This is a genomic window from Streptomyces sp. NPDC039462, from assembly GCF_055639375.1.
This window is the reverse complement of the sequence record NZ_JBVKAO010000012.1, coordinates 22,175-43,605: the sequence shown is the minus strand read 5'-3', so window position 1 is coordinate 43,605 and position 21,431 is coordinate 22,175. Positions and strand designations below refer to the sequence as shown.

At 73.8% G+C, this 21,431-nt stretch carries 13 protein-coding genes; 2 read left to right on the top strand and 11 right to left on the bottom strand.

Going from position 1 to position 21,431, the window contains the following annotated elements; translation table 11 throughout:
• Nucleotides 1-45 precede the first annotated feature (45 nt).
• The 4 genes from ACZ7LU_RS39760 to ACZ7LU_RS39745 all read right to left on the bottom strand — a co-directional run bounded on the left by ACZ7LU_RS39760 (nucleotide 46) and on the right by ACZ7LU_RS39745 (nucleotide 9,005).
• The gene (locus tag ACZ7LU_RS39760) at nucleotides 46-948 is read right to left on the bottom strand and encodes an aromatic prenyltransferase (protein WP_398312849.1); all 903 of its coding nucleotides are present in this window, start codon (nucleotides 946-948) and stop codon (nucleotides 46-48) included.
• A gap of 1,662 nt (nucleotides 949-2,610) precedes the next feature.
• Nucleotides 2,611-4,320 (bottom strand): cytochrome bc1 complex cytochrome b subunit, encoded by a 1,710-nt coding sequence (gene qcrB / locus ACZ7LU_RS39755; protein WP_398312852.1) that lies wholly within the window; start codon nucleotides 4,318-4,320, stop codon nucleotides 2,611-2,613.
• A gap of 385 nt (nucleotides 4,321-4,705) precedes the next feature.
• Nucleotides 4,706-6,250 (bottom strand): FAD-dependent oxidoreductase, encoded by a 1,545-nt coding sequence (locus ACZ7LU_RS39750; protein ID WP_471919634.1) that lies wholly within the window; start codon nucleotides 6,248-6,250, stop codon nucleotides 4,706-4,708.
• Nucleotides 6,251-7,982: 1,732 nt separating this feature from the next.
• Nucleotides 7,983-9,005, bottom strand: a complete 1,023-nt coding sequence (locus ACZ7LU_RS39745; protein WP_471919633.1) for a polyprenyl synthetase family protein — start codon at nucleotides 9,003-9,005, stop codon at nucleotides 7,983-7,985.
• 640 nt (nucleotides 9,006-9,645) lie between these two features.
• Here ACZ7LU_RS39745 and ACZ7LU_RS39740 point away from each other — a divergent pair.
• Nucleotides 9,646-10,284: a hypothetical protein gene (locus tag ACZ7LU_RS39740; protein ID WP_398312860.1), complete on the top strand. Its 639-nt coding sequence runs from the start codon at nucleotides 9,646-9,648 to the stop codon at nucleotides 10,282-10,284.
• 249 nt (nucleotides 10,285-10,533) lie between these two features.
• Here ACZ7LU_RS39740 and ACZ7LU_RS39735 read toward each other — a convergent pair whose 3' ends face one another.
• The 4 genes from ACZ7LU_RS39735 to mvk all read right to left on the bottom strand — a co-directional run bounded on the left by ACZ7LU_RS39735 (nucleotide 10,534) and on the right by mvk (nucleotide 17,191).
• A complete protein-coding gene (locus tag ACZ7LU_RS39735) occupies nucleotides 10,534-11,952 on the bottom strand; it encodes a nitrosuccinate lyase (protein WP_471919637.1) in 1,419 nt (472 codons plus the stop codon).
• Between the two features lie 478 nt (nucleotides 11,953-12,430).
• A complete protein-coding gene (locus tag ACZ7LU_RS39730) occupies nucleotides 12,431-14,902 on the bottom strand; it encodes an FAD/NAD(P)-binding protein (RefSeq protein ID WP_471919632.1) in 2,472 nt (823 codons plus the stop codon).
• 338 nt (nucleotides 14,903-15,240) lie between these two features.
• A complete protein-coding gene (locus tag ACZ7LU_RS39725) occupies nucleotides 15,241-15,462 on the bottom strand; it encodes a hypothetical protein (protein ID WP_471919631.1) in 222 nt (73 codons plus the stop codon).
• Between the two features lie 682 nt (nucleotides 15,463-16,144).
• On the bottom strand, nucleotides 16,145-17,191 hold the full coding sequence (gene mvk, locus ACZ7LU_RS39720) for a mevalonate kinase (RefSeq protein ID WP_471145484.1): 1,047 nt from the start codon (nucleotides 17,189-17,191) through the stop codon (nucleotides 16,145-16,147).
• A 659-nt stretch (nucleotides 17,192-17,850) separates the two neighbouring features.
• On the opposite strand from mvk, the gene ACZ7LU_RS39715 reads away from it, so the two are divergent.
• Nucleotides 17,851-18,375 (top strand): P-loop nucleotide/nucleoside kinase family protein, encoded by a 525-nt coding sequence (locus ACZ7LU_RS39715; RefSeq protein ID WP_471919630.1) that lies wholly within the window; start codon nucleotides 17,851-17,853, stop codon nucleotides 18,373-18,375.
• Nucleotides 18,376-18,572: 197 nt separating this feature from the next.
• Here the strand turns inward: ACZ7LU_RS39715 and ACZ7LU_RS39710 are convergent, their stop codons facing one another.
• The 3 genes from ACZ7LU_RS39710 to ACZ7LU_RS39700 all read right to left on the bottom strand — a co-directional run bounded on the left by ACZ7LU_RS39710 (nucleotide 18,573) and on the right by ACZ7LU_RS39700 (nucleotide 21,419).
• On the bottom strand, nucleotides 18,573-20,093 hold the full coding sequence (locus tag ACZ7LU_RS39710; RefSeq protein WP_468563825.1) for an MFS transporter: 1,521 nt from the start codon (nucleotides 20,091-20,093) through the stop codon (nucleotides 18,573-18,575).
• Nucleotides 20,094-20,295: 202 nt separating this feature from the next.
• Nucleotides 20,296-20,754 carry a TetR/AcrR family transcriptional regulator gene (locus ACZ7LU_RS39705; protein WP_398312877.1) on the bottom strand — a complete coding sequence of 153 codons (459 nt, stop codon included), beginning with the start codon at nucleotides 20,752-20,754 and terminating at the stop codon, nucleotides 20,296-20,298.
• Nucleotides 20,755-21,281: 527 nt separating this feature from the next.
• Nucleotides 21,282-21,419: a hypothetical protein gene (locus ACZ7LU_RS39700; protein WP_468093180.1), complete on the bottom strand. Its 138-nt coding sequence runs from the start codon at nucleotides 21,417-21,419 to the stop codon at nucleotides 21,282-21,284.
• Nucleotides 21,420-21,431 lie beyond the last annotated feature (12 nt).

The following is a 21,431-nucleotide window of genomic DNA, read 5'->3' as shown; positions in this document are numbered from 1 at the left end:
GCGCCGGGTTGGGGGCTGACCAGGCGGGGCGCGGGGGCGTGCGGGTCAGGAACGGCCGCCGATGTAGGAAAGGTTCAGCCGGCTGTCGGTGCGCCACTGGTAGTACGACTGGAGCTTGTAGTACTCCTCGCCGCCGGCGGTGACCGCGGCGTAGACCATCTTGGGGGTGTCGATGCCGTAGGGGACGCTCTTGAGGAACTGCTCGACCTTGGAGCCCAGGCGGGCGGAGAGCTCCAGGGGGTCCTCGGTCTTGACGCTGTAGGCGATCCGCTCGACCTTCGAGGAGTCCCAGTTCAAGGTGGTGTAGACGCCGAAGGCCCGGCTGCAGAAGTCGAGCATCTGCTCGCTGGGGTCGGGCAGGCCGATCTCGCGGTGCATCGCCAGGACGGTCGGGGCGGAGACGACCTCGGGCGAGGCGGCGAAGTACACGTTCATCGTCTTGCTGGCGTAGTCGACACCGATCAGGTCCACCTTGTCGGCCAGGCCGTAGCGGGCGAAGAAGCCCTCGGTGGCGGCCAGGCCGGGCGGCATGGAGGGGATCTCGCCCAGGTGCGCGAGGCTCTCGTGGCGGCCGCCGGGGAAGTACACCCAGATCTTCTTGAAGCCGCCGACGACGCCGAAGTCGACGCCGTAGCTGTCGACCGCGCAGTGCTTTTGCACGTCGGCGACCAGCGTCTCGATGGGGTGGCCGCTCCGGTGGGTCAGGCCCTTGTCCAGGGCGACGGCGTAGGGGTCGATGCTGCCGGGCACGGTGAAGCGGCAGTCGAACTCGCCCTCGTGGCGGGCGTTGGTCGCCACCCGGAAGGCGATCACAGCGGTGGGCAGCACGTCCTCGAACGCGGCCAGGATGGGCCATACCTTCTCGCGCGCGCAGGACACGTCCAGCAGCCCGGCGGATTCCTCAACGGCAGCGTAGACACCTGCCAGATCGGCGGTTCCCGACATCATTCCTCCATAGGTGAATTCTTCGGCGCCCGCGTGAGCGGCGGCACGGGTACGGGTCGGTGCACCGGGCGCCGCGGGAAGCGGCTGCGGCCGGGGCGGCCGGGCGGTCATCGTCCTGGGACAGCGGCGTGCGCGGGCCGCGGCGGGCCGCGCGGACGCGGTGGAGCGGGGGCGGGGCGCCGGGTCGGGGCGGGCGCGAAAAGGGGTGCCGCGCCGGGCCGTTGACGGCACAGCGCAGCGCAGTGGCGGGCACACACGGCGGCATCGGCCGGTGTGTGCCCGAAGAAAAGGGGGGGCTGCCAGAGGGGGGCGGGCCCGTCCCGTCCCCTGTCAGCGGGTGACTGCGGGATGGCCTCGGGTCCGTGTGGCGCGACAACTCCCCGCCGGCCAGGGGCTCCGCACTCCGCCAGGGAGGGGGCACGGCTTTTGGGCAGGGGAGGTCTGCAGAAATAGTGACACGGGCCCGCCCGCACACCAAGGGCCCTGCAAAGTGACGTGGGTCACTCCAAACGGAGGCGGATACGACCCGCTTCCCGCACCCCGGCACTCCGGCCCCGGCGCCGGTCGCGGGCGGGGCAGAAAGGGGGCGGGGGCGGGGGCCTCCGGTGATACGGAGCGGGTGCAACTCGCCGGGTGAGGTGGGTGGTTGGCGGCTTCTGCGGGGGTGCTGCGGGGGCCGCTTGGGGAGGTGTTTGGCAGGTGCTTGGGGACTGCGTGGGGGGGTGCTTTGGGGAGGTGTTTGGCAGGTGCCTGGGGACGGCTTGGGGGGTGCTTTGGGGACTGCTTGGGGGGTGTGGTGGGTTCGGGCGGCGGGAGCGGGGTGGGGTCGAGTACGGCGCGGGGGGGGCGATCGCCGGGGCCGGGGCCGCGGGGGCGAGCATGGCGCGGGGCGCTCGATTGCTGAGGTTGGGGTTGGGTGCTCGGGGCCGGGGTTGGGTGCTCGGGTGCCGGGTCCGGGGCGGGTGCTCGATCGCCGGGGCCGGGGTGGTGGGGTGCTCGGGTGCCGGGGCCGGAGTTGGGGTGCTCGGGTGCCCGGGGCCGGAGTTGGGTGGCGGTGCGCGCGCCCCGGGGCCGGGGTGGTGGGGTGCTCGGGTGCCGGGGCCGGAGTTGGGGTGGCGGTGCGCGTGCCGGCGGCGTGAGGTGCCTCGCCTGCGCCGGGCTGATGCCCCCTCACCGGGGGCCGCCGTCGGCCGGCGCATCGGCGGCGACGGCGAGGGAGCCCACACCCTTTGCGCCCCGGCCCGGACCGGCGGCGGCTGCCTACCTGTGCGGCCGCCCATGCCGCTGCGTCGGTGACTGTGCGCGCCCTTTGCACCCCGGCCCCTGGCCGCTGACCCTGGCCGGCGGCCTGTCCGCCCGAGGCAGCCGTCCCATGACGCCGCGTCGGTGACTGAGCACGTCCTTTGCGCCCAGGCCCCTGGCCGCTGACCCTGGCCGGCGGCCTGTCTGCCCTGGGCGGCCCTCCCCTACCGCCGCGTCGGTGACTGGGCGCGCCCTTTGCCCCGGCCCCTGGCCCCTGGTAAGCGGCCTGGCTGCCCTCTGGGCGGGCCTCCCCTGCCGCCGTGGCAGGGCGCGCCTGCGCGGGGGCGGCAACGGGGGCGGCGCGGGTGACCCGTCCCCTGGTCGCCCGCGCCGCTGTCCGTGTCCGGCCGTGTGCCGCCGGGGTCAGTGCAGTTGCTGCGGGTCCGGGTCGCGTCCCTCCACGGGGGCGGGCGGCCCGGCCTGGGGTGTGTGGCCGTTGGAGGAGGCGGGGTCGAGGTGGTCCAGGGCCTGCTGCATCTCCTGCGGGGTGGGGTTGGCCAGCTGTCCGTCGGTCAGCCAGCGGCTGAGCTTGTGGCGCAGCAGGTCCTTGCGCGAGCGCGGGTTGGGCACGCCGTCGCGGTCCTCGCGCAGCGGGGCGGGCAGCGGCTGGGGCACCTCGCGGGAGAGCAGCATGTACTCCTGGCCGCGCTCCAGGCGTTCGTGGACCTCGATGAACTCGCCGTGCGGCAGCCGCTTGATGCGGCCGGTCTCGCGGCCGTGCAGGAGCTTGTCGCGGTCGCGCAGCTGCAGGCCGATGCAGATCCGCTTGGTGATGACGTAGGTCAGGGCGGGGACGACGAAGACCCCGATGCGTACCGCCCAGGTGATGGCGTTCATGGACAGGTGGAAGCGTTCGGCGAGGATGTCGTTGGCGCCGCCGAAGAACAGCACCAGGTAGAAGGCGGCCAGGGAGCAGACGAACGCGGTGCGGGTGGGCTGCTCGCGGGGCCGGTCCAGCAGGTGGTGCTCGCGTTTGTCGCCGGTGATCCAGGCCTCGATGAACGGCCACAGGCAGGCGATGCCGATCAGCAGGGTGGGCAGGACGACGGCCGGGATTAGGACGCCCATGTTGACGGTGTAGCCGGCGACGGCGAACTCCCAGGCGGGGAAGGCGCGCAGGGCTCCTTCGAGGAAGCCCATGTACCAGTCGGGCTGGGAGCCCTGGGAGATCTGGTCGGGCCGGTAGGGCCCGTACACCCAGACGGCGTTGATCTGGGCGATGCCGGCCATCAGCGACAGGACGCCGGAGACCAGGAAGAAGAAGCCGCCGGCCTTGGCCGCGTAGTGCGGCATCAGCGGCTGGCCCACGACGTTCTTCTCGGTGCGGGCCGGGCCGCGGAACTGGGTGTGCTTCTGGTAGACGACCAGGATCAGGTGGACGGTGACCAGGGCCAGCATGATGCCGGGCAGCAGCAGGATGTGCAGGCTGTAGAAGCGGGGGATGACGTCTGTTGCGGGGAACTCGCCGCCGAACAGGAACATGGTCAGGTAGGTGCCGACCAGCGGGATGGCGAGGGTGACGCCCTCGGCGATGCGCAGGCCGGTGCCCGACAGGAGGTCGTCGGGCAGCGAGTAGCCCAGGAAGCCCTCCAGGGTGACCAGGACCAGCAGGACCACGCCGATCAGCCAGTTCAGTTCGCGCGGCTTGCGGAAGGAGCCGGTGAGGAAGTGGCGCAGGGTGTGCGCCATCGTCGCGGCGATCATGGTCAGGGCCGCCCAGTGGTGCAGCTGGCGGATGAACAGGCCGCCGCGCACCTCGAAGCTGATGCGCAGGGTGGAGGCGTAGGCCTCGGACATCTGCACGCCCTGCAGCGGGACGTGCGGGCCCTCGTAGACAGTGTGGGCCATGCTCGGGTTGAAGAACATGGTCAGGTACAGGCCGGTGAGGATCAGGATGATGAAGCTGTAGAGGGCGATCTCGCCGAACATGAAGGACCAGTGTTCGGGGAAGACCTTGCGCATCAGGGTGCGCCATTGGTAGATCCCGAGCCGGCCGTCCGCCCAGTCGGCGATGCGTTCGCCCTGCGGCGCCTTGGTCCGCTCCCGCTGCGGCGCATCTTCGGTGATGCTCATGCCCGCGCGCCCTCCCCTCGCCGCTCAGTCGTCACAGGCACACCCGCGCCGGCCGGTGTACGGCCGGTGGTGGGGGCGGCCTGCAGCGGCGCAAACGGGCCCGTGCCCTGAAGCGGATCGAACGCTATCGACACCCGCGGCGGGCGGACAACCGAGCTCGAGCCGGAACCCGGTCCCAACTCCACCATTTCTTGAGCGAGTTTCGAGTGGTGCCGCAGCCCGGTGGTCCGGGCCGCGCCCAACAGGGCGTATGGGTGGGCGGAGTTGGTGTCGCGCGCCCACCTCGGGTCGCCCAAGTCCGCTGCATGAGCGGGTAGTTGCTGCGCTCTTGTCATGCCCGAAGCCTATGTCGGTGCCTGGTGGCGGCTGCGGGCGCCTCCCCGGTTCAGGGGTGGCGGCGCTCGCCGGCCGGGGCCGGGGAGGGCCACTGTGCCGAGGAGCCGGCCGGGTGCAGGCGGGCGGAGCCGGTGGCGACGCCGATGGCGGGCGGGGTGGGGGCGGCGCGGCGGGGGCGGGCGTGGGCGCCGTGGGTGATGCTGGGCGGCGCCGGCCACCGGGCCGCGGCCGGGGCCGGGGCGGGGCTGGTGGGCGGCGGGGCGGGGCGGGGTACGGCGGCCAGCGGTCCGGCCGCCTGGAGCCGGGCCAGCAGCCGGGTGGCGGCGTGCGGGTCGGTGGCGGCCCGGGCCGCCAGGCGGGCGGTGTAGCGCCGGGCCAGGCGGGCGCGCAGGCCGCGCGGCGGTGCGGGGGCGGTGCGGGTGCGCAGGTGGCGGGTGCTGGACTGCCAGGCGGGGGCCAGGCGGTGGGCCAGGGCGCGGCGCAGCCGGTAGGCCAGGCCGACGGTGGTGCCGTGGCCGGCCAGGACGTGGTCCAGGGCCAGGGCGCCCTGCACGGCCAGGGTCATGCCCTGGCCGTGGGCGGGGTCCACGGTGGCCAGGGCGTCGCCGACGACGAGGAACTGGTCGGGCCAGCGGCGCAGTTTCTCGTAGTGGCGCCAGCGGTTGTCGGTGCCGGTGCAGGCGTAGACGGGGCCCAGCGGGGTGGCGCTCTGCAGGAGGTCGTGCAGCAGCGGGTGGCGCAGCCGGCCGGCGGCGCGCAGCAGTCCCGCGTGGTCGGCGGGGGGCTGTTCGTCCTCGCCCAGGGCGAGGGTCACTGACCAGCGGCCGCCCTCGATGAGGTTGAGGGTGCCCTGGCGGGGGTTGTCGGGGGCGGCCATGAGCAGCAGGCTCTGCCAGTCGGCGACATGGCCGACGGGCGGGGCGAACAGGCTGGAGACGTAGGTGGTGCGGGAGGCGGCCACCGTCTCGGGGGGCGGCTCGTAGCCCAGGGCGGCCAGCCAGGCGGGGGCGCGCGAGTGGCGTCCGGAGGCGTCCACCACGAAGTCGGCGGGGATCAGGCGTTCGGCGTCCCAGCCGCCGGGGCGGTGGCGGTTGCGGGCGCGCACCCATACGCCGGTGACGGTGTCGTTGCGGTCGGGGTGCAGGGCCAGCACCTCGTGGCCGGGCAGGAAGTGCACCCCGGGCTCGGTGCGCAGGCGCTCGCGCAGCACCGCGTCGATCAGGTCGCGGCCGGCGCTGAGCATCGTCAGGCCCGAGGTGAAGCGGGGCAGCCAGCCGGCCGGGCCCAGCACCAGGGCATCCCTCGGCAGGCAGATCTCGACGGCGCCGGCGCGCCGCAGGTCGCCGCCGATGCCGGGGAAGAGCTGCTCCAGGCCTTGCTGGGCGGCGGTGGTCAGGGTGTGGGTGTGCCGGGCCTGGGCCAGGCCGCGGCGCCGGGCGGCGCCGGGCGGCAGCGGGTCGCGTTCGATCACGGTGACCCGGTCCACGGAGTTGGCCAGGGCCCGGGCCGCGGTGAGCCCGGCGAAGCCCGAACCGATCACCACGGCGTGGCCGCGGCCGCCGCTCCCGTCGACGCCGCGTGCGTCCCCACTCATCTTGGCCGCCCTTCCGGTGCGCTTGTGGTTGCATCATGCGGCGCGTCGCCGCCCGTGCGGCGCGCTTCGCCCAACTCCCCGCCCCCGCCCGGCCGCCGCCCTCGCCGCCCCCGGACCGGCCCCCGGCCGCCTTGGGCCGCCGCGCCCGGACCCGACATGCCTGGTGGGACCGCCTGCCCCACCCCTTTCCCGCACCCCCGGCCCCCGACGCGAGAGCGCCCGGACCGGCCACCTGCTTCAAGCGCCCCTCAAGGCCCCCACGACGATCCCTCCGCCACCCGTCGAGCACCCCCGGTGCCCCGGTGCCGGTGGCAGTGACTGCGACTGGTGACTGGTGACTACGGCACATCCACCGCGGCGAGTCCTCCCAAAGACACACCGCGGCAGACACACCGGGCCGAACTGTACGCCGGTGCAGGGCAGTTGACGGGGGCCGGAGCGAGGAGGGCGGGGCGGTGACGCGCCGGGGCATGCATGTCCCGGCCCTCTGGGCGTACGGGATAGATGGGGGGCCACATCGGCCTGCGCCCCGGACCTCCAGACGCGCGGCGAGACCAACAGGACGGTGACGCAGGGGGTGGCCCGGGCACCGGGGCCGGGACGGCGGGGTGCGCCCGCTCCCCTGCTCGTACGACAGCGGGGGATGGAGCAGCACCGACATGCAACGGCCGCACCCGGCACCGCAAACTCCCCCATGGGCGGACCGAGTTGGCCAGGGCGGGACGGAGCACTGGGCCCATCCGAAGTCCCCTGCCTGTACGAGGACCAGGGCGAGGCGGCACCGGCCTGCACCTGCCGCATCCGACGCCCGAGCCTCCAGACACCCGGCCCGACGAACGGACCTGCGGGCCCGGCCGCCGGGGGCAGTGAAGCGTGGGGCTCGCCCGCTCCCGCACTCGTACGCAAGCGAGGGGTGGAACAGCACCGGCCGCACCCGGACGGGGACTCTGGGCGAGGCCCGGAGTCCCTTGCCTGTACGAGGGCCGGGGCGGGCCAGCACCGGCCCACACCTGCCGCAGCTGGCACCCGAGCCCCTCACCCGCTGCCCGCGCGGGGGCGCCGAGGTTCACCCGCTCCCCTGCTCGTACGACAGCGGAGGGACGGAGCAGCACCGGTACGCACCGGCCGCGTCCGGTAGCGCGAACTCCCCCACAGGCGAGCCGGGTTGGCTCGGCATGGGCAGGGGGGTTGAGGCCCGTCCAGCGTTTCCTGTACGAGCCCCGGGGCGGGCCAGCACCGGCCTGCACCTGCCGCATCCAGCAGGCGAGTTCCTCACCCGCTGCCCGCGCGGGGGTGCCGAGGTTCGCCCGCTCCCCCGCTCGTACGACAGCGGAGGCACGGAGCAGCACCGGTGCGCACCGGTCGTGCCGGCACCACGAACTCCCCCAAGCGCCACTTGGGTTGGCTGGGGCTGGGGCAGGGTTGCGGGGCCTGGAGCCCGCCCGGGGTTCCTTGTCGGTACGAGGGCCGGGGCGGAGCAGTGCTGCCCCCTCCCCCGGCGCGCCTGCGGTGCACGCGCCGCGTGGTGCACCCCGCCAAGGTGCCCCGGGTTGGCCGGGTAGGGGCGGGGCCAGCGCTGGTCCCGCCCCGGTGCTGCGGTGCACCCGCCGTGGTGCACTCCCCCGACGATGTGTCGGGGTGGCCGGGCTGGGGCTGCGGGCATGCCGGGGCGGGGCTGCGCCGGTCCGTAGCCGGTGTGCCCGGGGGTGGGTGGGTTCCCCCTGCGGGGGGGTCAGGTGGTGCGGTAGGCGGCCTGGGTGGCCATGGTGGTCAGTTCGGTGCGCCAGACCGGGTCGATGGGGACGTCGGCGATGGCCTCGCAGCCCTGTTCGACGAGGCCGGCGATGTGTTTTTCGACGTCGTCGGGGACCCCGGTGTCCACCAGGCGGCGGCGCACCTCGTCGGGGGTGTGGCCGGGTTCGGTGATCAGGCTGTGGATGCGGGCGTCGCGCTGCATCGCCCAGCTCAGCAGCAGGGTCATCTTGTGCTGGCTGAAGTCGAGGCCGGCGGGCTTGCCGGTGTGGGCGAAGTCGCCGAAGGCGTCCAGCAGGTCGTCGCGGAGCTGGAAGGCCTCGCCCACCGCCTCGCCGTACTTCGCGAAGGCGGGGGCCAGATCGGCCCGGCCGGCCGCGCTCGCCCCCACCACCAGGGGGCGGTGGATGGTGTAGTGGCCGGACTTGGCCAGGGCGATCCAGCGGGAGAGGCGGGGGTCGACCAGGAACTCGGCGGCCGCGGTCATGTCCATGTACTGGCCGATCATCAGCTCCGAGCGCAGGGTGCCCCACACCGGCAGGACCGCGGGCGGCGCGGCGGCCATCAGCTGCTCGGAGTAGACCAGCGCCAGGTCGCCGACGAGGATGGCCACGCCCTCGCCGTAGCGGCGGGACTCGCCCTGCCAGGCGTTGCGGTCGTGCAGCGCGGAGTGCCGGGCGTGCACGGTGGGCCGGCCGCGCCGGTGGCTGGAGGCGTCGATGACGTCGTCGTGGATGAGGGCCGAGGCGTGCAGCATCTCCAGGGCGGCGGCGGCCGCCACCACCGCGGGGTCGTCGGGGTCGCCGCCGGCGGCGAGGTAGCCGGCGATGCAGAAGGCGGGCCGGATGCGTTTGCCGCCCGCCGTGACCAGGTCGGTGAGCGCCGCGACGGCGCCGACCGCCCGTTCGTTCACCTCCGCCCATAATTCGTGCTCGGCGCGGAGGAAGGCCCGCAAGCGGTCCTCCATCTGTTCCAGCAGTTCCTCGCGGGTGCGGCGCGCCAAGGCAGTCAATTCCTGGTCGGTTCCGATACAGGCCATTTCCATAGCCACAGCTTTTCCCTTGCGTAGAAGTCGAACACGGGGGGTGGGCGGTAAGAGCGGCCGGGGGCGGCGGGCCGGTGCCGGGGCCGGTCCGCCGGCCCGCCCGTGCCCGCCCTCCGGAGCGGGGCGGGCAGGGGGCCGGGCGGTCTGAAGAATCCCTAGAGTTTCCCTCCAGAAAAGAGGAATCTAGAGTTCCCCTTTAGGGCAGATCGATTACGAAATGAAAAATTTACACACCGCCGGATTACCGCTCTCTTCCCGGCAGGGCGCACGTTGACACCCCCCGACCGCTCATGGAACTCTCCGAGTGCACCCATGGCTGCGGCTAGGCAGCCGTAGGATTCGGGGCGACAACGGGGGGATGGAAGGCGCATGACGGCCGTATTCAGAGAGCACATGGGGGCCTGCACTCGACGGGCCTTCTCCATCTCGTCCGCCGGAATTTCCTAAAAGACCGTCCCGCGTCATCGCGGCGTCTTTCAGCGGCCCCATTCTGGGGTTCCGGCCACGCCCCCTCCCCCAGGGGCCATCGATCCAGCATTCACTACAGCATCCGGCACGGAGCCCTGCGCTCCGGGCCGGCTGCGGGGCGCGTCAGCTCATGAAGGAGATTCAATTGGAGTTTCACTCATGCCCCAGGAACCATGCTCAGGAAGTCCCCGCCGCCGCCGGTTCCGTCCTCTGCATCCCCTGCATCGAGCAGCTGGAACGTAACCTGCGCACCCTTCCCGGTCTCCACCAGGAAGGACTGCACCACATTCTTTCGACGTCCCGGCGGCGGAACCCGACAAAGGTGTCGGGAAGCCGCAGGCGGGATCACCTGAATATTTCCGCACTCGACGCCAGGAACAATATTTCCGGTCTTCTCGAGTCGTGGTCGTGCTTCGTTTCGGAAAAGCTCGGGGCCAGCACCCCTGGCCGTTCCGTCCCGCATCTCGCGTGCTTTTTGATCCGCCATCTGGAGTGGCTCACCGCCCAGCCGCCGGCTGCTGAATTCGCCGATGAAGTCGAGAGCCTTCAGATGGAATCACTGCGCGCCATCGACCCGGAATCCGATGATCACGATGCGCCCGTCATCGGGTGCGTCGTGGACGACTGCCCGGGAACGATCAACACCTCGCCGCGGCACACCAAGGCCGTCCGCGGCCGTATCGGCTGTACGTCAGGACATTCATGGGAAATGCGCGAACTGCTCAGCATCCGACACCTCATGGACCGGCAACGGAAGGACGCCGCATGAACCGCCCCCCGCGCCACAGGCTCGTGCCCACGAATGTGGCCGCGCTGGCCACGGGTGTGTCCGAAGCGACCATCCGCAAGTGGGTGAGCCGGGGCAAGATAACCCGTTACGGCACCCCAGGGCGCTCAGAATTCGACATAGAAGAGCTCACTGAGATCGCTCTCCAGCGCCAGCGCTGACCCGCCCCGGGGTCCCGTCCCGGGTTCCCGTCCCGGCTGCCGGTGGCCTGCGGGGGGGCCGCTGCCGTGTTCACCTGGGGTGGTCGCCGGCGGCGGCCGGGCGGGCGGGGCCCGCGGGCGCGGCAAGCGGCGCGCGGGACAGGGCGCGCTCGGTCAGCGCGGCCGCGGCCCCGGTGTAGGCCTGGGGGTCGAACAGGTCGGTGCGGCGGGCGCCGTCCAAAGCGGTCGCCGCCCGCTCGTCCTGGGCCAGGACCTCGGCCAGCGGCCGGCCGGTGCGCACCGCCCGGGCGGAGGCCGTATCGAGCACCTCGCGCGCGGCGGCCTTGCCCAGCAGCGGGGTCAGCGCGGCGGCGATCCGCTCGGAGACGATCTGTCCCGCGGTCAGACCGGTGTTGGCGCGCATCCGCCCGGCGTCCACCGACAGGTGGCAGACGAGCTCCACCGCCTGGTGCGCCGCTCCCCCGGCCAGCCGCAGCAGGGCGCGCAGCGGCTCCCACTCGGCGTGCCAGGCGCCGGCGGACCGCTCGTCCTCGCTCAGCATGCAGCCCAGCACGCCCGCCGCCAGCTGCGGTGCCTGCAGGGCGGCGGAGCGGATGGCGGTGGCCAGCACGGGGTTGCGTTTGTGCGGCATCGCCGAGGACGCGCCGCGCCCGGCGGGGGCCGGCTCGTGGACCTCGCCGACCTCGGTGCGGGTCAGCGACAGCACATCCACCGCGATCTTGCCCAGGGCGGTGCAGGTGAACGCGGCCCCGTGGGCCAGCTCCACCACCGGGGTGCGCAGCACGTGCCAGGGCAGCAGCGGGGCGCACAGCCCCAGTTCGTCCGCGTACGCCTGGGTGAGGGCCGCGGTGTAGGTGTCCGGGTCGGCGCCCGGGGCGTGTGCGAGGTAGCCGGCCAGGGTGCCGGCGGCCCCGCCGAGCTGGACCGGTGCGCGTGCGCTGAGCGCGGTGAGCTGGTCGGCCGCGTCCAGGACGAGGTGGCGCCAGCCCGCCGCCTTGCAGCCGAAGGTCGTGGGCACCGCGTGCAGGGCCAGGGTGCGGCCCGCCATGAGGGTGTCGCGGTGGGTGCGGGCCAGGAGGGCCAGCTCCTCCTGGACGCGGTGCAGGTCGGCGCGGATCAGGTCCAGCGCCCGGTGGGCGACCAGGACGGCCGCGGTGTCGAAGATGTCCTGGCTGGTGGAGCCGCGGTGGACGTAGGCGGCCGCGTCCGGGTCCTGGGCGGCCACCAGCGCGGTGAACTCCCGGACCAGGGCGACCACCGGGTTGGCCGACTGGCGGGCCTGGACGGCCAGCGCGGCGAGGTCGAGGCGCTCGGCACGGGCGGCGGCGGTGATGGCCCGGGCAGCGGCCGCGGGCACCGTGCCCAGGCGGGCCTGGGCCCGGCTCAGGGCCGCCTCGGCGTCCAGCATGGCCTGCAGCCAGGCATCGTCGGAGACCGCATCGGCGACGGGCGCATCCGCCCAGACCGGCGCGAGCAGCCCGGAGTCCAGCCGCGGTGCCCGCGCGGCGGGGGGCGGCGGCGCGGTGGGGGCCGCTTGCCTGGCGGGGGCCGACTGGGCGATGGGCGCCGCCTGCCCGGCGGGGGCCGACTGGGCGATGGGCGCCGCCTGCCCGGCGGAGGCCGACTGGGCGATGGGCGCCGCCTGCCCGGCGGAGGCCGACTGGGCGATGGGCGCCGCCTGCCCGGCGGAGGCCGACTGGGCGATGGGTGCCGCCTGGACGGTGGGGACCGTCTGCCCAGCGGAGGCCGCCTGGACGGTGGGCGCCAACTGGGCGGCGGGCGCCGCCTGCCCGGCGGGGGCCGACTGGGCGATGGGTGCCGCTTGGGCGGTGGGGACCGTCTGCCCAGCGGGGGCCACCTGGGCGGCGGGCGCCAACTGGGCGGCGGGCGCCGTCTGCCCAGCGGAGGCCGACTGGGCGGCGGGGACCGTCTGGGCGGTGGGTGCCGTCGCGGTGGTGGGCGGGGGGTCAGTGGGCATGGGTGGCTCCTTGCTCTGCTTGCCGGGCCGGGGCCTGTACCGGGGCCGAGGCCGGGACCTGTGCCGAGGTCGGGACCGGCACCTGTGCCGGGGCCGCGGCCGGTGGCGGAGGAACGTCGGTGGGCGGCGGGGGCGGTGCGGTGGCCAGGGCGGCGCGGGCGATGGCGTCGGCGTCGGTGAGGGTCACCGAGTTGACGCCGGGGCGGATGCCCGCGGCCGTCACCCAGTGCACCGACTCGGTGGGCACACCGAAGGCGAAGCGGCGCGGGTGGGCCCGGCCGGCCGCGTCGATCAGGTGGAACGGCCGCCGGGTGACGGCCACTCCCTCACTCACATAGGGGGCCCCGCCGCGGACGGGGATGCGGTGGGCGGTGCACTGGCCGCTGTCGCGCAGGTATCGCAGCAGCCGGTCGCCGGTGCGGCGCAGCGTGATCGCGGGCAGCCGCGCCTCCACCAGGGCGTCCACGCGCAGCGCCGAGCCGGGTACCAGCGGGGAGTGGACGGCGTATTGGCCGTCCTGGATGTCCACCCGCAGGCCGGGGCCGACGACTTGCAGCACTCCGGCCTCGATCAGCGCGATCATCTCCTCGACGCGGCGGGCCGGCGGGCCGATCGAGAGGTGTGCGTTCAGCGGGGTGTACCAGCCGTCCAGGTCGGTGCGGTGGGAGTCGCCGTGCAGGCCGTTGTGGTCGACCGCCAGGCGGATCTCGTTGCGCAGGTCCCGCAGGACGTCCAGGGCCGCCTTGAGGGGGCCGTTGACGTTGCCGGAACGGGCTTCGGCGACGTCTTGGCGCAGGTGGTCCAGGAGCCAGCCGGTGAAGTCGTGCGGGCCGGTGAACTCCCGGTGGCGGTAGGGGCGGGCGAGCAGGTCCCAGTCGAAGCGGTCCTTGTCGCCGATGCCGTAGGACTCCAGAACGGCGTCGGTCTGCTCCGGCCCGGCCGCGGCGGCCAGGTAGTCGGCCTGGAAGCGGGCCGCCCGGCCGGCGTCCCCGCGCGAGCTGAGCAGGCTCGTGTAGTAGACGGTCTCGGCCTCCCGGGAGATCAGCGGCCACAGGTCGGCCCTGAAGTCCAGGCCGTACGGGTGGGCGGCGCGCAGTTCCTGGATGCGCCGGGGGGTGAGCAGCAGCGGTTCGTGGCGGCCGTGGGGGCCCTTCTCGTTCTCGCCGCGGGCCTGGTAGGGGATGCCGCGCCGGGAGCCGGCCCACAGCCGGGGCTCCTGGCCGGAGGCCAGATAGAGGAGGCGGCCGCCGGCGCGGGTGAAGGTGCCGCCGCGGCCGGCGGTGAGCTGGGCCAGGTAGTCGAAGAAGTTCAGCCCCAGACCGCGCAGCAGCACGGTGTGGCCCGGGGCCAGCACGTCCAGGTCGACGTCGGCGGGGTTGGCCGGCGCGATGTGGCACAGCCCTGCGGTGCGGGCCCGGGCGGCGAAGTCCCGCTCGGCCCCGTCGGCGGTGGCCGGCAGATGCCCCTGGCACAGGATGACCACATCCAGGCCCCGCAGCACGGTGCCATCGCTCAGAGTCACGCGCTGACGGCCCCGGCCGGGGGTGTTCTTTGCGGCCGGGGTGTTCTCCACGGCCGGGACGGTGGTGCCCTTCACCTTGCCCAGGACGGCGGTGTCCTGAGCACTCAGGACGGCGGTGTCCGCGCCCAAGGCAACGGTCCCCTCCGCGCCCAGGACGGTGGCGCCCTCCTTCTCCAGGGCGGTGGTGTCGTCCTTGTCCAGGGCATTGATGTCCTCCGCACCCAGAACGGTGATGTCCTCCGTGCCCAGGGCAGTGACCCCTTCCGCACCCAGGGCGGTGACGCCCTCCGCACTCAAGGCAGCGGTCTCCTCCGCCCCCAGGACGGTGGTCTTCTCCACGCCCAAGGCGTGGATGTCCCCCGCGCCCAGGGCAGTGACGCCCTCCGCGCCCAGCGCGGTGGTGTCCTCCTTGCCCAGCGCGGTCGTGTCGTCCGCGCCCAGCGCGGTGGTGTCCTCGTCGTCCAGCGCGGTGGCCAGGGCGCGGTGGACGGTGACCTGCACGGTGGCGGGGGCGCCGGCCACGATGCGGTCGTAGGCCCAGCGCAGGTAGTGGCCGTAGAAGGCGCGGGTGGGATAGGTGTCGGGGCCCAGCGCGCGGGCCTGCTCGCGCACCTCGGCCGGGTGGTCGCCGTCGATCTCGCCGGCGGCCAGCGCGCGGGCCCACTCGTGCAGGCTCGGCCCCGGCTCCAGGGGCCCGTGCAGGTCGACGCTGGCGTCGGTGAACACCGATATCTGGCCGGCCACGGTGTTCATGAGCAGGTGCGGGGACTGGTCGGTGCGCCACACCTTGCCGGGCCCGGGCGGGTAGGGGTCGATCACATGGATGTGGACGGTGTGGTGCGAGGACTGCGAGCGGGCGTTGGCGCACAGGCGCTCGAGTACGGACAGTCCACGCGGTCCGGCACCTACCACGCACACCGTGCGATGTGTCGCTGTCATGTCTACCGTTTCTGCTGGTCACGCAACGGGGCGGGACCGGGTGCGCGGCAGGCCGCACAGAGCGGCGCCGGCTGCCTCCGGTCGGGGAGCACCGTCTCGGGCAGGCTGCCGAGGATGCTCCGGGCGCATGCCCCGCCGGCCCGGGAAGTCATCGGCCGGGCGGCGGCCGGCCCGGGGTGCGCCGAAGGGCACGGCCGGGCGGGCGCGGGGCGGGTGCGCGCAGGGTGAGCGGGCGGACGGCGGGGCCGGCGGCGGCCGGTGTGATCCGGCACGCGGGCCTCACGCGTGTCCCTCGTGCGCCGGCCGTCATCCGCTGTCGCGGGGCGGGCGGTAGCCGTTCACCATGCGAGCAGGGCAGCGCCCGCGGCCATGCCGCCTCCTTGCCGGCCCGCCGCCGGCAGCAGACTGCTGCGGCGCGGGGCGTCGTTGCGCGGCGCGTCGTTGCGGACGGCGCTGTCCCCGGTGCGGGGGCGGGGCGCCGCACCGGTGGTGCCGTCATCCCCCGGGTTTCGGCGGGACGGCACACGGGCGCCCGTGCCGGGTGCTGCGATACCGCTCATGTGCCTGCTCCTCTCGGGTATGCGGATGTGCGGATGGATGGATGAGTAGATGGGTGCGGGCAGCCGGGCATGCCGCGGCCCGCGCAGAACCCGGCGCCAGGCGAGCGCGCCGGTTCAGGACCGGGACGTACGACGGGCCTTGAAAACCTCCGCGCCGTGCACGCATCGGTTCAGACCCGGGGCGCACCGCCTCCGCGCCCTGCACGCGCACCGGTTCAGGGCCAGGGCACGCCACAGGCCCGCGGAGGATCCCGCGCCGTACACGGCGCGCATCGCTTCAGAGCCGGGGCTCGCCACAGGCCCACAAAGAACCCGGCACCAAGCGGGCGCACCGGTGCAGGGCCAGGCCGCGCCGCGAGCCCATGGAAGCCCCCCGCCCCCTGCACACACATCGATGCAGGACCGAGGCGCGCCACCGGCCCACAAAGAACCCGCGCCATACCCGGCCCCGCATCGGCTCAGGGCCAGATCGCGCCGCGAGCCCACGACAGCCCCCGTGCCCTGCACGCACGCATCGGTTCAGGGCCGGGTGCCTGCCAGGCCCGCGCAGAACCCGGCGCCCGGCGGGCGCACCGGGGCAGAGCCAAGGCGCGGCACCAGCCCGCGACAAGCCCGGCCCCCGGCGGGCGCGGGTGCGGGCCGTCGGCCCGTGAAGCGTCCCGCGCGGGGCGGGCGTGCTGGTTCAGGGCCGGGGCGTGCTGTGGTCGGTGCGTGTCTTCAGGGGCAGGACCCAGGTCTGGACGGCGCCGGCGGCGTGCAGTTGCTGGGTGACGGCGCTGGCCTGTTCCGAGGGGGTCAGGGCGAGCATGCAGCCGCCCAGGCCGCCTCCGGTGATCTTGGCGCCGAGGCTGCCGGCCGCCAGGGCCGCCTGGACCAGGGCGTCGATGCGCGGGGTGCTCAACCGTGCGTCGTGCAGCAGGTGGTGATACTGCGTCAGCAGGGGGCCCAGTTGTTCCAGGGTGCCGGCGGTCAGGGCGCGGGCGCCCTGGCCGGTCAGGTGTGCGGCGCGGTCGGTGAAGCGCTGCTGGGTGCCGGGGTGCTGCTGGAAGCCGGCGCGCAGCACGGCGACGGCGTCCTTGGTGCGGCCCACCTCGCCGCTGTCGGCGACGATGAACAATCCCTCGCAGCCCAGGGGCAGTTCCTGACTGCGGCCCTGCTGGAACAGCAGCGGGCCGCGGGCGCCGACGGCGGTGGCGTCCACGCCGCTGGCGCGGCCGTGGGCCACGTTCTCGGCGCTCTGCACCAGGTCGAAGGCCTGTTGGTCGCTCAGGTCGCGGCCGAAGAGGTCGGCCAGTGCCAGGACCACGGCCCGCGCGCACGCGGCGCTGGAGCCCAGTCCGCGGCCGGGCGGGATGGCGCAGTCCAGGATCACCTCGAGGTGCACGTCGCGGGAGATGTTCATGGCGGTGCGGAACTCGGCGGCCAGCCGGCGCAGTCCGTCGGAGGCCTGGGTGGCCACCGGCCGGGAGGGGGATCCGGTCATGGTCAAGGAGACCTCGCCGGCGCCGTGCGGGCCGGGCGCGGACCAGCCGGCGCTCGCCGTGGCGGCCAGCTGCGGCACCGGCAGCGCCAGGGCGGGCGCGCCGTAGACCACGGCGTGCTCCCCCAGCAGGATGGTCTTGGCGTGGGCGCGGCCGACGCCGACGGTGCGGGCCCGGCGGACGGGGGCGCTGCCCCGGGCCGGGGCCGGTGGTGTCAGCGCACTCGGCTCCCCTGGTCTTTTCTGCATGGAGATCGCATCATCCAGACGTGTCGGACGGAATGAGGCAGGACACCGCGGCGGGGGTGCCGTGGAATTGCGGGGTGGGGCCGATTTCCCGGTGCGCGGCGCCGGGTGAATGACGCCGGGGGTTCGCCGGGTGAGCGCGCAGGAAACGCGAAGGGTACGAAAGCCGGTGCGCGCGGGGTGACATCGCGGGGGGCCATACCGGTCCGTGCCGCTTGAAGGGGGCGTATGGGCGGCCCCGGGTGTGCGGGAATCGTCTCCCCGTACGGGAAAGAGGGGGCGCCCGGCGGTTTTGGTGGGGCCCGCAATCCCCCGCCGCTGTAATGCTTTTGGGCAGGGTGGATGCACTGGAATAGTGACACGCGGGGCGACTCCGCGCCTAGGGCGCCTCGAAGTGGTGTGGGTCACTCGCCCGCGAAGGCCGCAAAAAGGGGCCAACCGGCCGCCGCGGCAGGCGGGTTGAGGGTCCGTCGGCGGGCGCCGCGGGCAACCAGGTGAGCCGAACCTCAGAAGTTGTCACCTGTGGAGCTGAGTGAGCTGGCGAAACGGGGTCGGCGAAGCACTGGGGTTGTCACCAACAAGGCATTCGATTTGTCACATGCGCTCATTCAGCTTTTCTGCTCTGCCTGTCCCGTGGCCCACACGACGCTAGCGTCAAGCTCATGATCGTATGGCTCAACGGCACCCACGGCGCAGGCAAGACGACGACCAGTGCGCTCGTCCAGCAGCTGATCCCGGACTCCCGAGTGTTCGACGCCGAGAAAGTCGGCGAGACACTCATGGACATCAAGCCAGGACTGCCCACGACGGACAACTTCCAGCACTGGCCGCCATGGCGGCCCCTCGTGGTCGAGACCGCCCGACGCATCCTCGACTACACCGGCGGAACCCTGGTGATGCCTATGACCGTCCTGGTCGAGCGGTACTGGCGCGAGATCAGCTCGGGCCTTGCCCAGCGCGACATTCCGGTCAGGCACTTCGTCCTCCACGCCGACCAGGACACCCTCCGCGCGCGCATCGCGGGTGACACCGTTCTCGGCCCCAACTCCCCGTTCCGTCTCCAATACCTCGAGCCCTACGCCGAGGCGGCCCGCGCGTGGCTGCACGCCGAGGCCGAGGTCGTCGACACCACGCACCTCACCCCCGCCCAGGCCGCCCAGCAGATCGCAGAGGCCGTCAAGAGTTGAGACCTTCCGGCGCCGCACCTCGCAGGTGACAACAAGACTGCCTATGTGACAACTACCGTGCTTCGGCTCACCAGGCCGTACGGCCGCACCCCCTCCCCCCTCCCCCGCGGGGCGGGGCCCGCGCACAGCACAGCACCGCCCCCGGGGCAGGTCCCGGGGGCGGTGCGGCAAGCCGGCTCGGGGGTGGCCGGCAGCTGTCAGACGCCGGTGGTGGTGGGCTGGGCCACCGCCTCCTCGTCGGGGTCGGCGTCGGCTTCGGCCAGGACGTTGCGCGGGGTGGCGTCCACCTTCTGCATCAGCAGGAGGACCAGGACGGCGGCGATGGCCACCAGGACGGCGCCCACCTGGAAGGCCCGCGCGGCTCCGTCGGACTGGGCGACGGTGGGCAGGACGCCCTCGCCGATGTGGTCGGTGGTGTAGCGGATGGCGAGCGGGACCAGGGTGGCCAGGCCGAGCGCGCCGCCGATCTGCTGCATGGCGGTCTGCACGCCGGAGGCCAGGCCGGAGTCCTTGCCGGTGACCTGGTAGAGCGCGCCGTTGACCAGGGCCGGGTAGCACATGGCGCTGAACAGGCCGAACACGAGCATGCCGGGCAGGACGCCGTTGAGGTAGGTGGAGTCGGCCTCCAGGGTGGAGGCGACGACCAGGCCCGCGGCGGCGCCGAAGAAGCCGATGGCCAGGACCGCCTTGACGCCGATGCGGGGCATCAGGGCGGAGGCCACGCCCATGCCGGCGCCCATCGCGAAGGCCAGCGGCACCACGGCCATGCCCGACTTGATCGGGGAGTACAGCAGGACCTTCTGCATGTAGAGGATCAGCAGGAAGGCGTAGCAGTGGAAGCTGGCCAGCAGGGCCAGGGTCACCACGTTGGAGGTGACCCGGGTGCGGTTGGTGAAGAAGCGGATGGGCACCATCGGGTCGGAGATCCGCATCTCCCACAGGGCCGCCAGGAACAGCACGCCGATGCCGGCGAGCAGCGGGACGAGCACGGTGGAGGAGCCCCACTCGTGGTCGGCGGCCTTGATCAGGCCGTACACGACCGCGACGAGACCGCCGGTGATGGCGACCGCGCCGACGAAGTCGACGCTGCGGCCCTCGCGTTCCATACGGCTTTCCGGCATGACCTTGGGCACCAGGATCAGCGCGGCGATCGCGATGGGGATGTTGATGTAGAAGATCCAGCGCCAGTCGACGTATTCGGTCAGGGCGCCGGAGACGACCGAGCCGATCACGCCGCCCAGGGCCGCGGTGCCGCCCCACACGCCCAGGGCCTTCATCCGCTCCTTGGCGTCGGGGAACAGCACGGGGATCATGCCGAGCGCGGCCGGGCCGCACAGGGCCTCGCCCAGGCCCTGGACGAAGCGGCTGGAGACCAGCATCCCGGAGGACATCGCCGCGCCGCAGGTGGCGGAGGCGACACCGAAGAAGATCACACCGATCATGAAGATCTTGCGGCGGCCGTACATGTCGGCCAGCCGGCCGCCCAGCAACAGGAATCCACCGGCCGTCAGCACATAGCCGTTGATGACCCAGGCGAGATCGCCCGTCGGGTTGAAGGTCAGATCCTTGTCGATCTCGGGAAGCGCGACGAGCACGATCGTGACATCCATGACGAGCATGAACTGAATCGCCGCCAAAATGGCCAGCGCTTTCCATCGCCGCGGGTCGGCAGCGGGGGCTTCCGCCCCGCCCGTGGACTCTTTGTCGAGAGTACTCATGGCCTGATTACTTCCTCCGAATAAGTGCGACCCAAGAAGGGCGTCCGCGCGGGCATTTCCGGGCTCGTGCCGGTGAGTCGTGCACCCCTGTTCGCGGGTTGGCGTCCGTCTCCACCGGTACGACGAAATGGCGCGGCGGAATGTGAGGGGAACGGCGGCGGTTCTTCGCCCGCGCGGCGGGACGGGGCCGGCGCGGGTCGTCTCAGCCCACCAGGTAGCGCTGGATGGTGGGCGCGATGAGGGCGACGACCTCGTCGACCGTGGCGGAGGCGAGCGGCTCCAGCTTCACCACGTAGCGCAGGACCGCCACGCCCCACACCTGGGCCTGGGCGGCGTTGATGTTCATGGGCGGCACGCCGAGGGCGGCGGCGACCTCCTGGAAGTCCTTGGGCGGTTCGTCGAGGGAGGCGGCCAGCTGCCGGAAGATCTGCTGGGACATGAAGTCGCGCATCTGGGCGGCGCCTTCCTCGCCGGCGAACACGGCGCTGAAGGCGGCCAGGAGCTGCGGCCGGGCGGCGGGGTCCTCCCATTTGGACAGGGCCGCCCGCAGCAGGCCCTCGGCCAGCTGGGCGCGCTCGCCGGTCAGCGAGGCCGCGCCGGCCCTGGCCAGGGCGTCGCCGATGTCGCTCAGGGCGGTGGGGCCTTGTGCGGCTGTGGGCATCGCTCCTCCTTCGTGGGGACGCGGCCGGCGGGTGGGGCGGCGGGCCGCGTCGGGCTGGTGTGTGGGTGTGGTGTGTGGGTGGACCGGCCCCGGCCGCCCCGCCCGGCACCCCACCGCACCCACCGCACGGCACGGCACGGCGCGGTGGGGTGTGGGCGGGGCGGCGGGCCAGGGGCGGTGGCGGGGCCGGGAGTTGGGGTGCCGGGCGTCATGGTGGCCCATCCCCGGCCCCGGCCGCTCGGCGGGCGCTCGACGCACGCTCGAACCGGCCCGGGGCGAACCGGCCGGGGCCGGGCGATGCGGTGCGGGCCTGCCGGGCCGTGCGGGCTGGCCGGGGCCGTGCGGCCTGCCGGGCAGGCCGGGCCGTGCGGTGCAGGACGGGACGGGCCGTGCGGGACGGGACGGGACGGGCCGTGCGGGACGGGCCCGCCAGGGCCGTGCGGTGCGGGCCCGCCAGGGCCGTGCGGCCTGCCGGGGCGGCCCGGGGGGGCGGGGCCTGGGGGCAGGCCCCGCCGCGGGGGGGTGCGTCAGTCGATACCGCGCACGACGTGGGGCTCCCCGGTGTCGTCCTCGTCGATGCCGGCGAGCCGCAGGAACGGGGCGGGGGCGGCCGGGGCGGCGGGGTGCGGGAGCGGCCGGTGGTCCTCCTCTTCCGGGTCGTGCACGGGTCCTCCTGT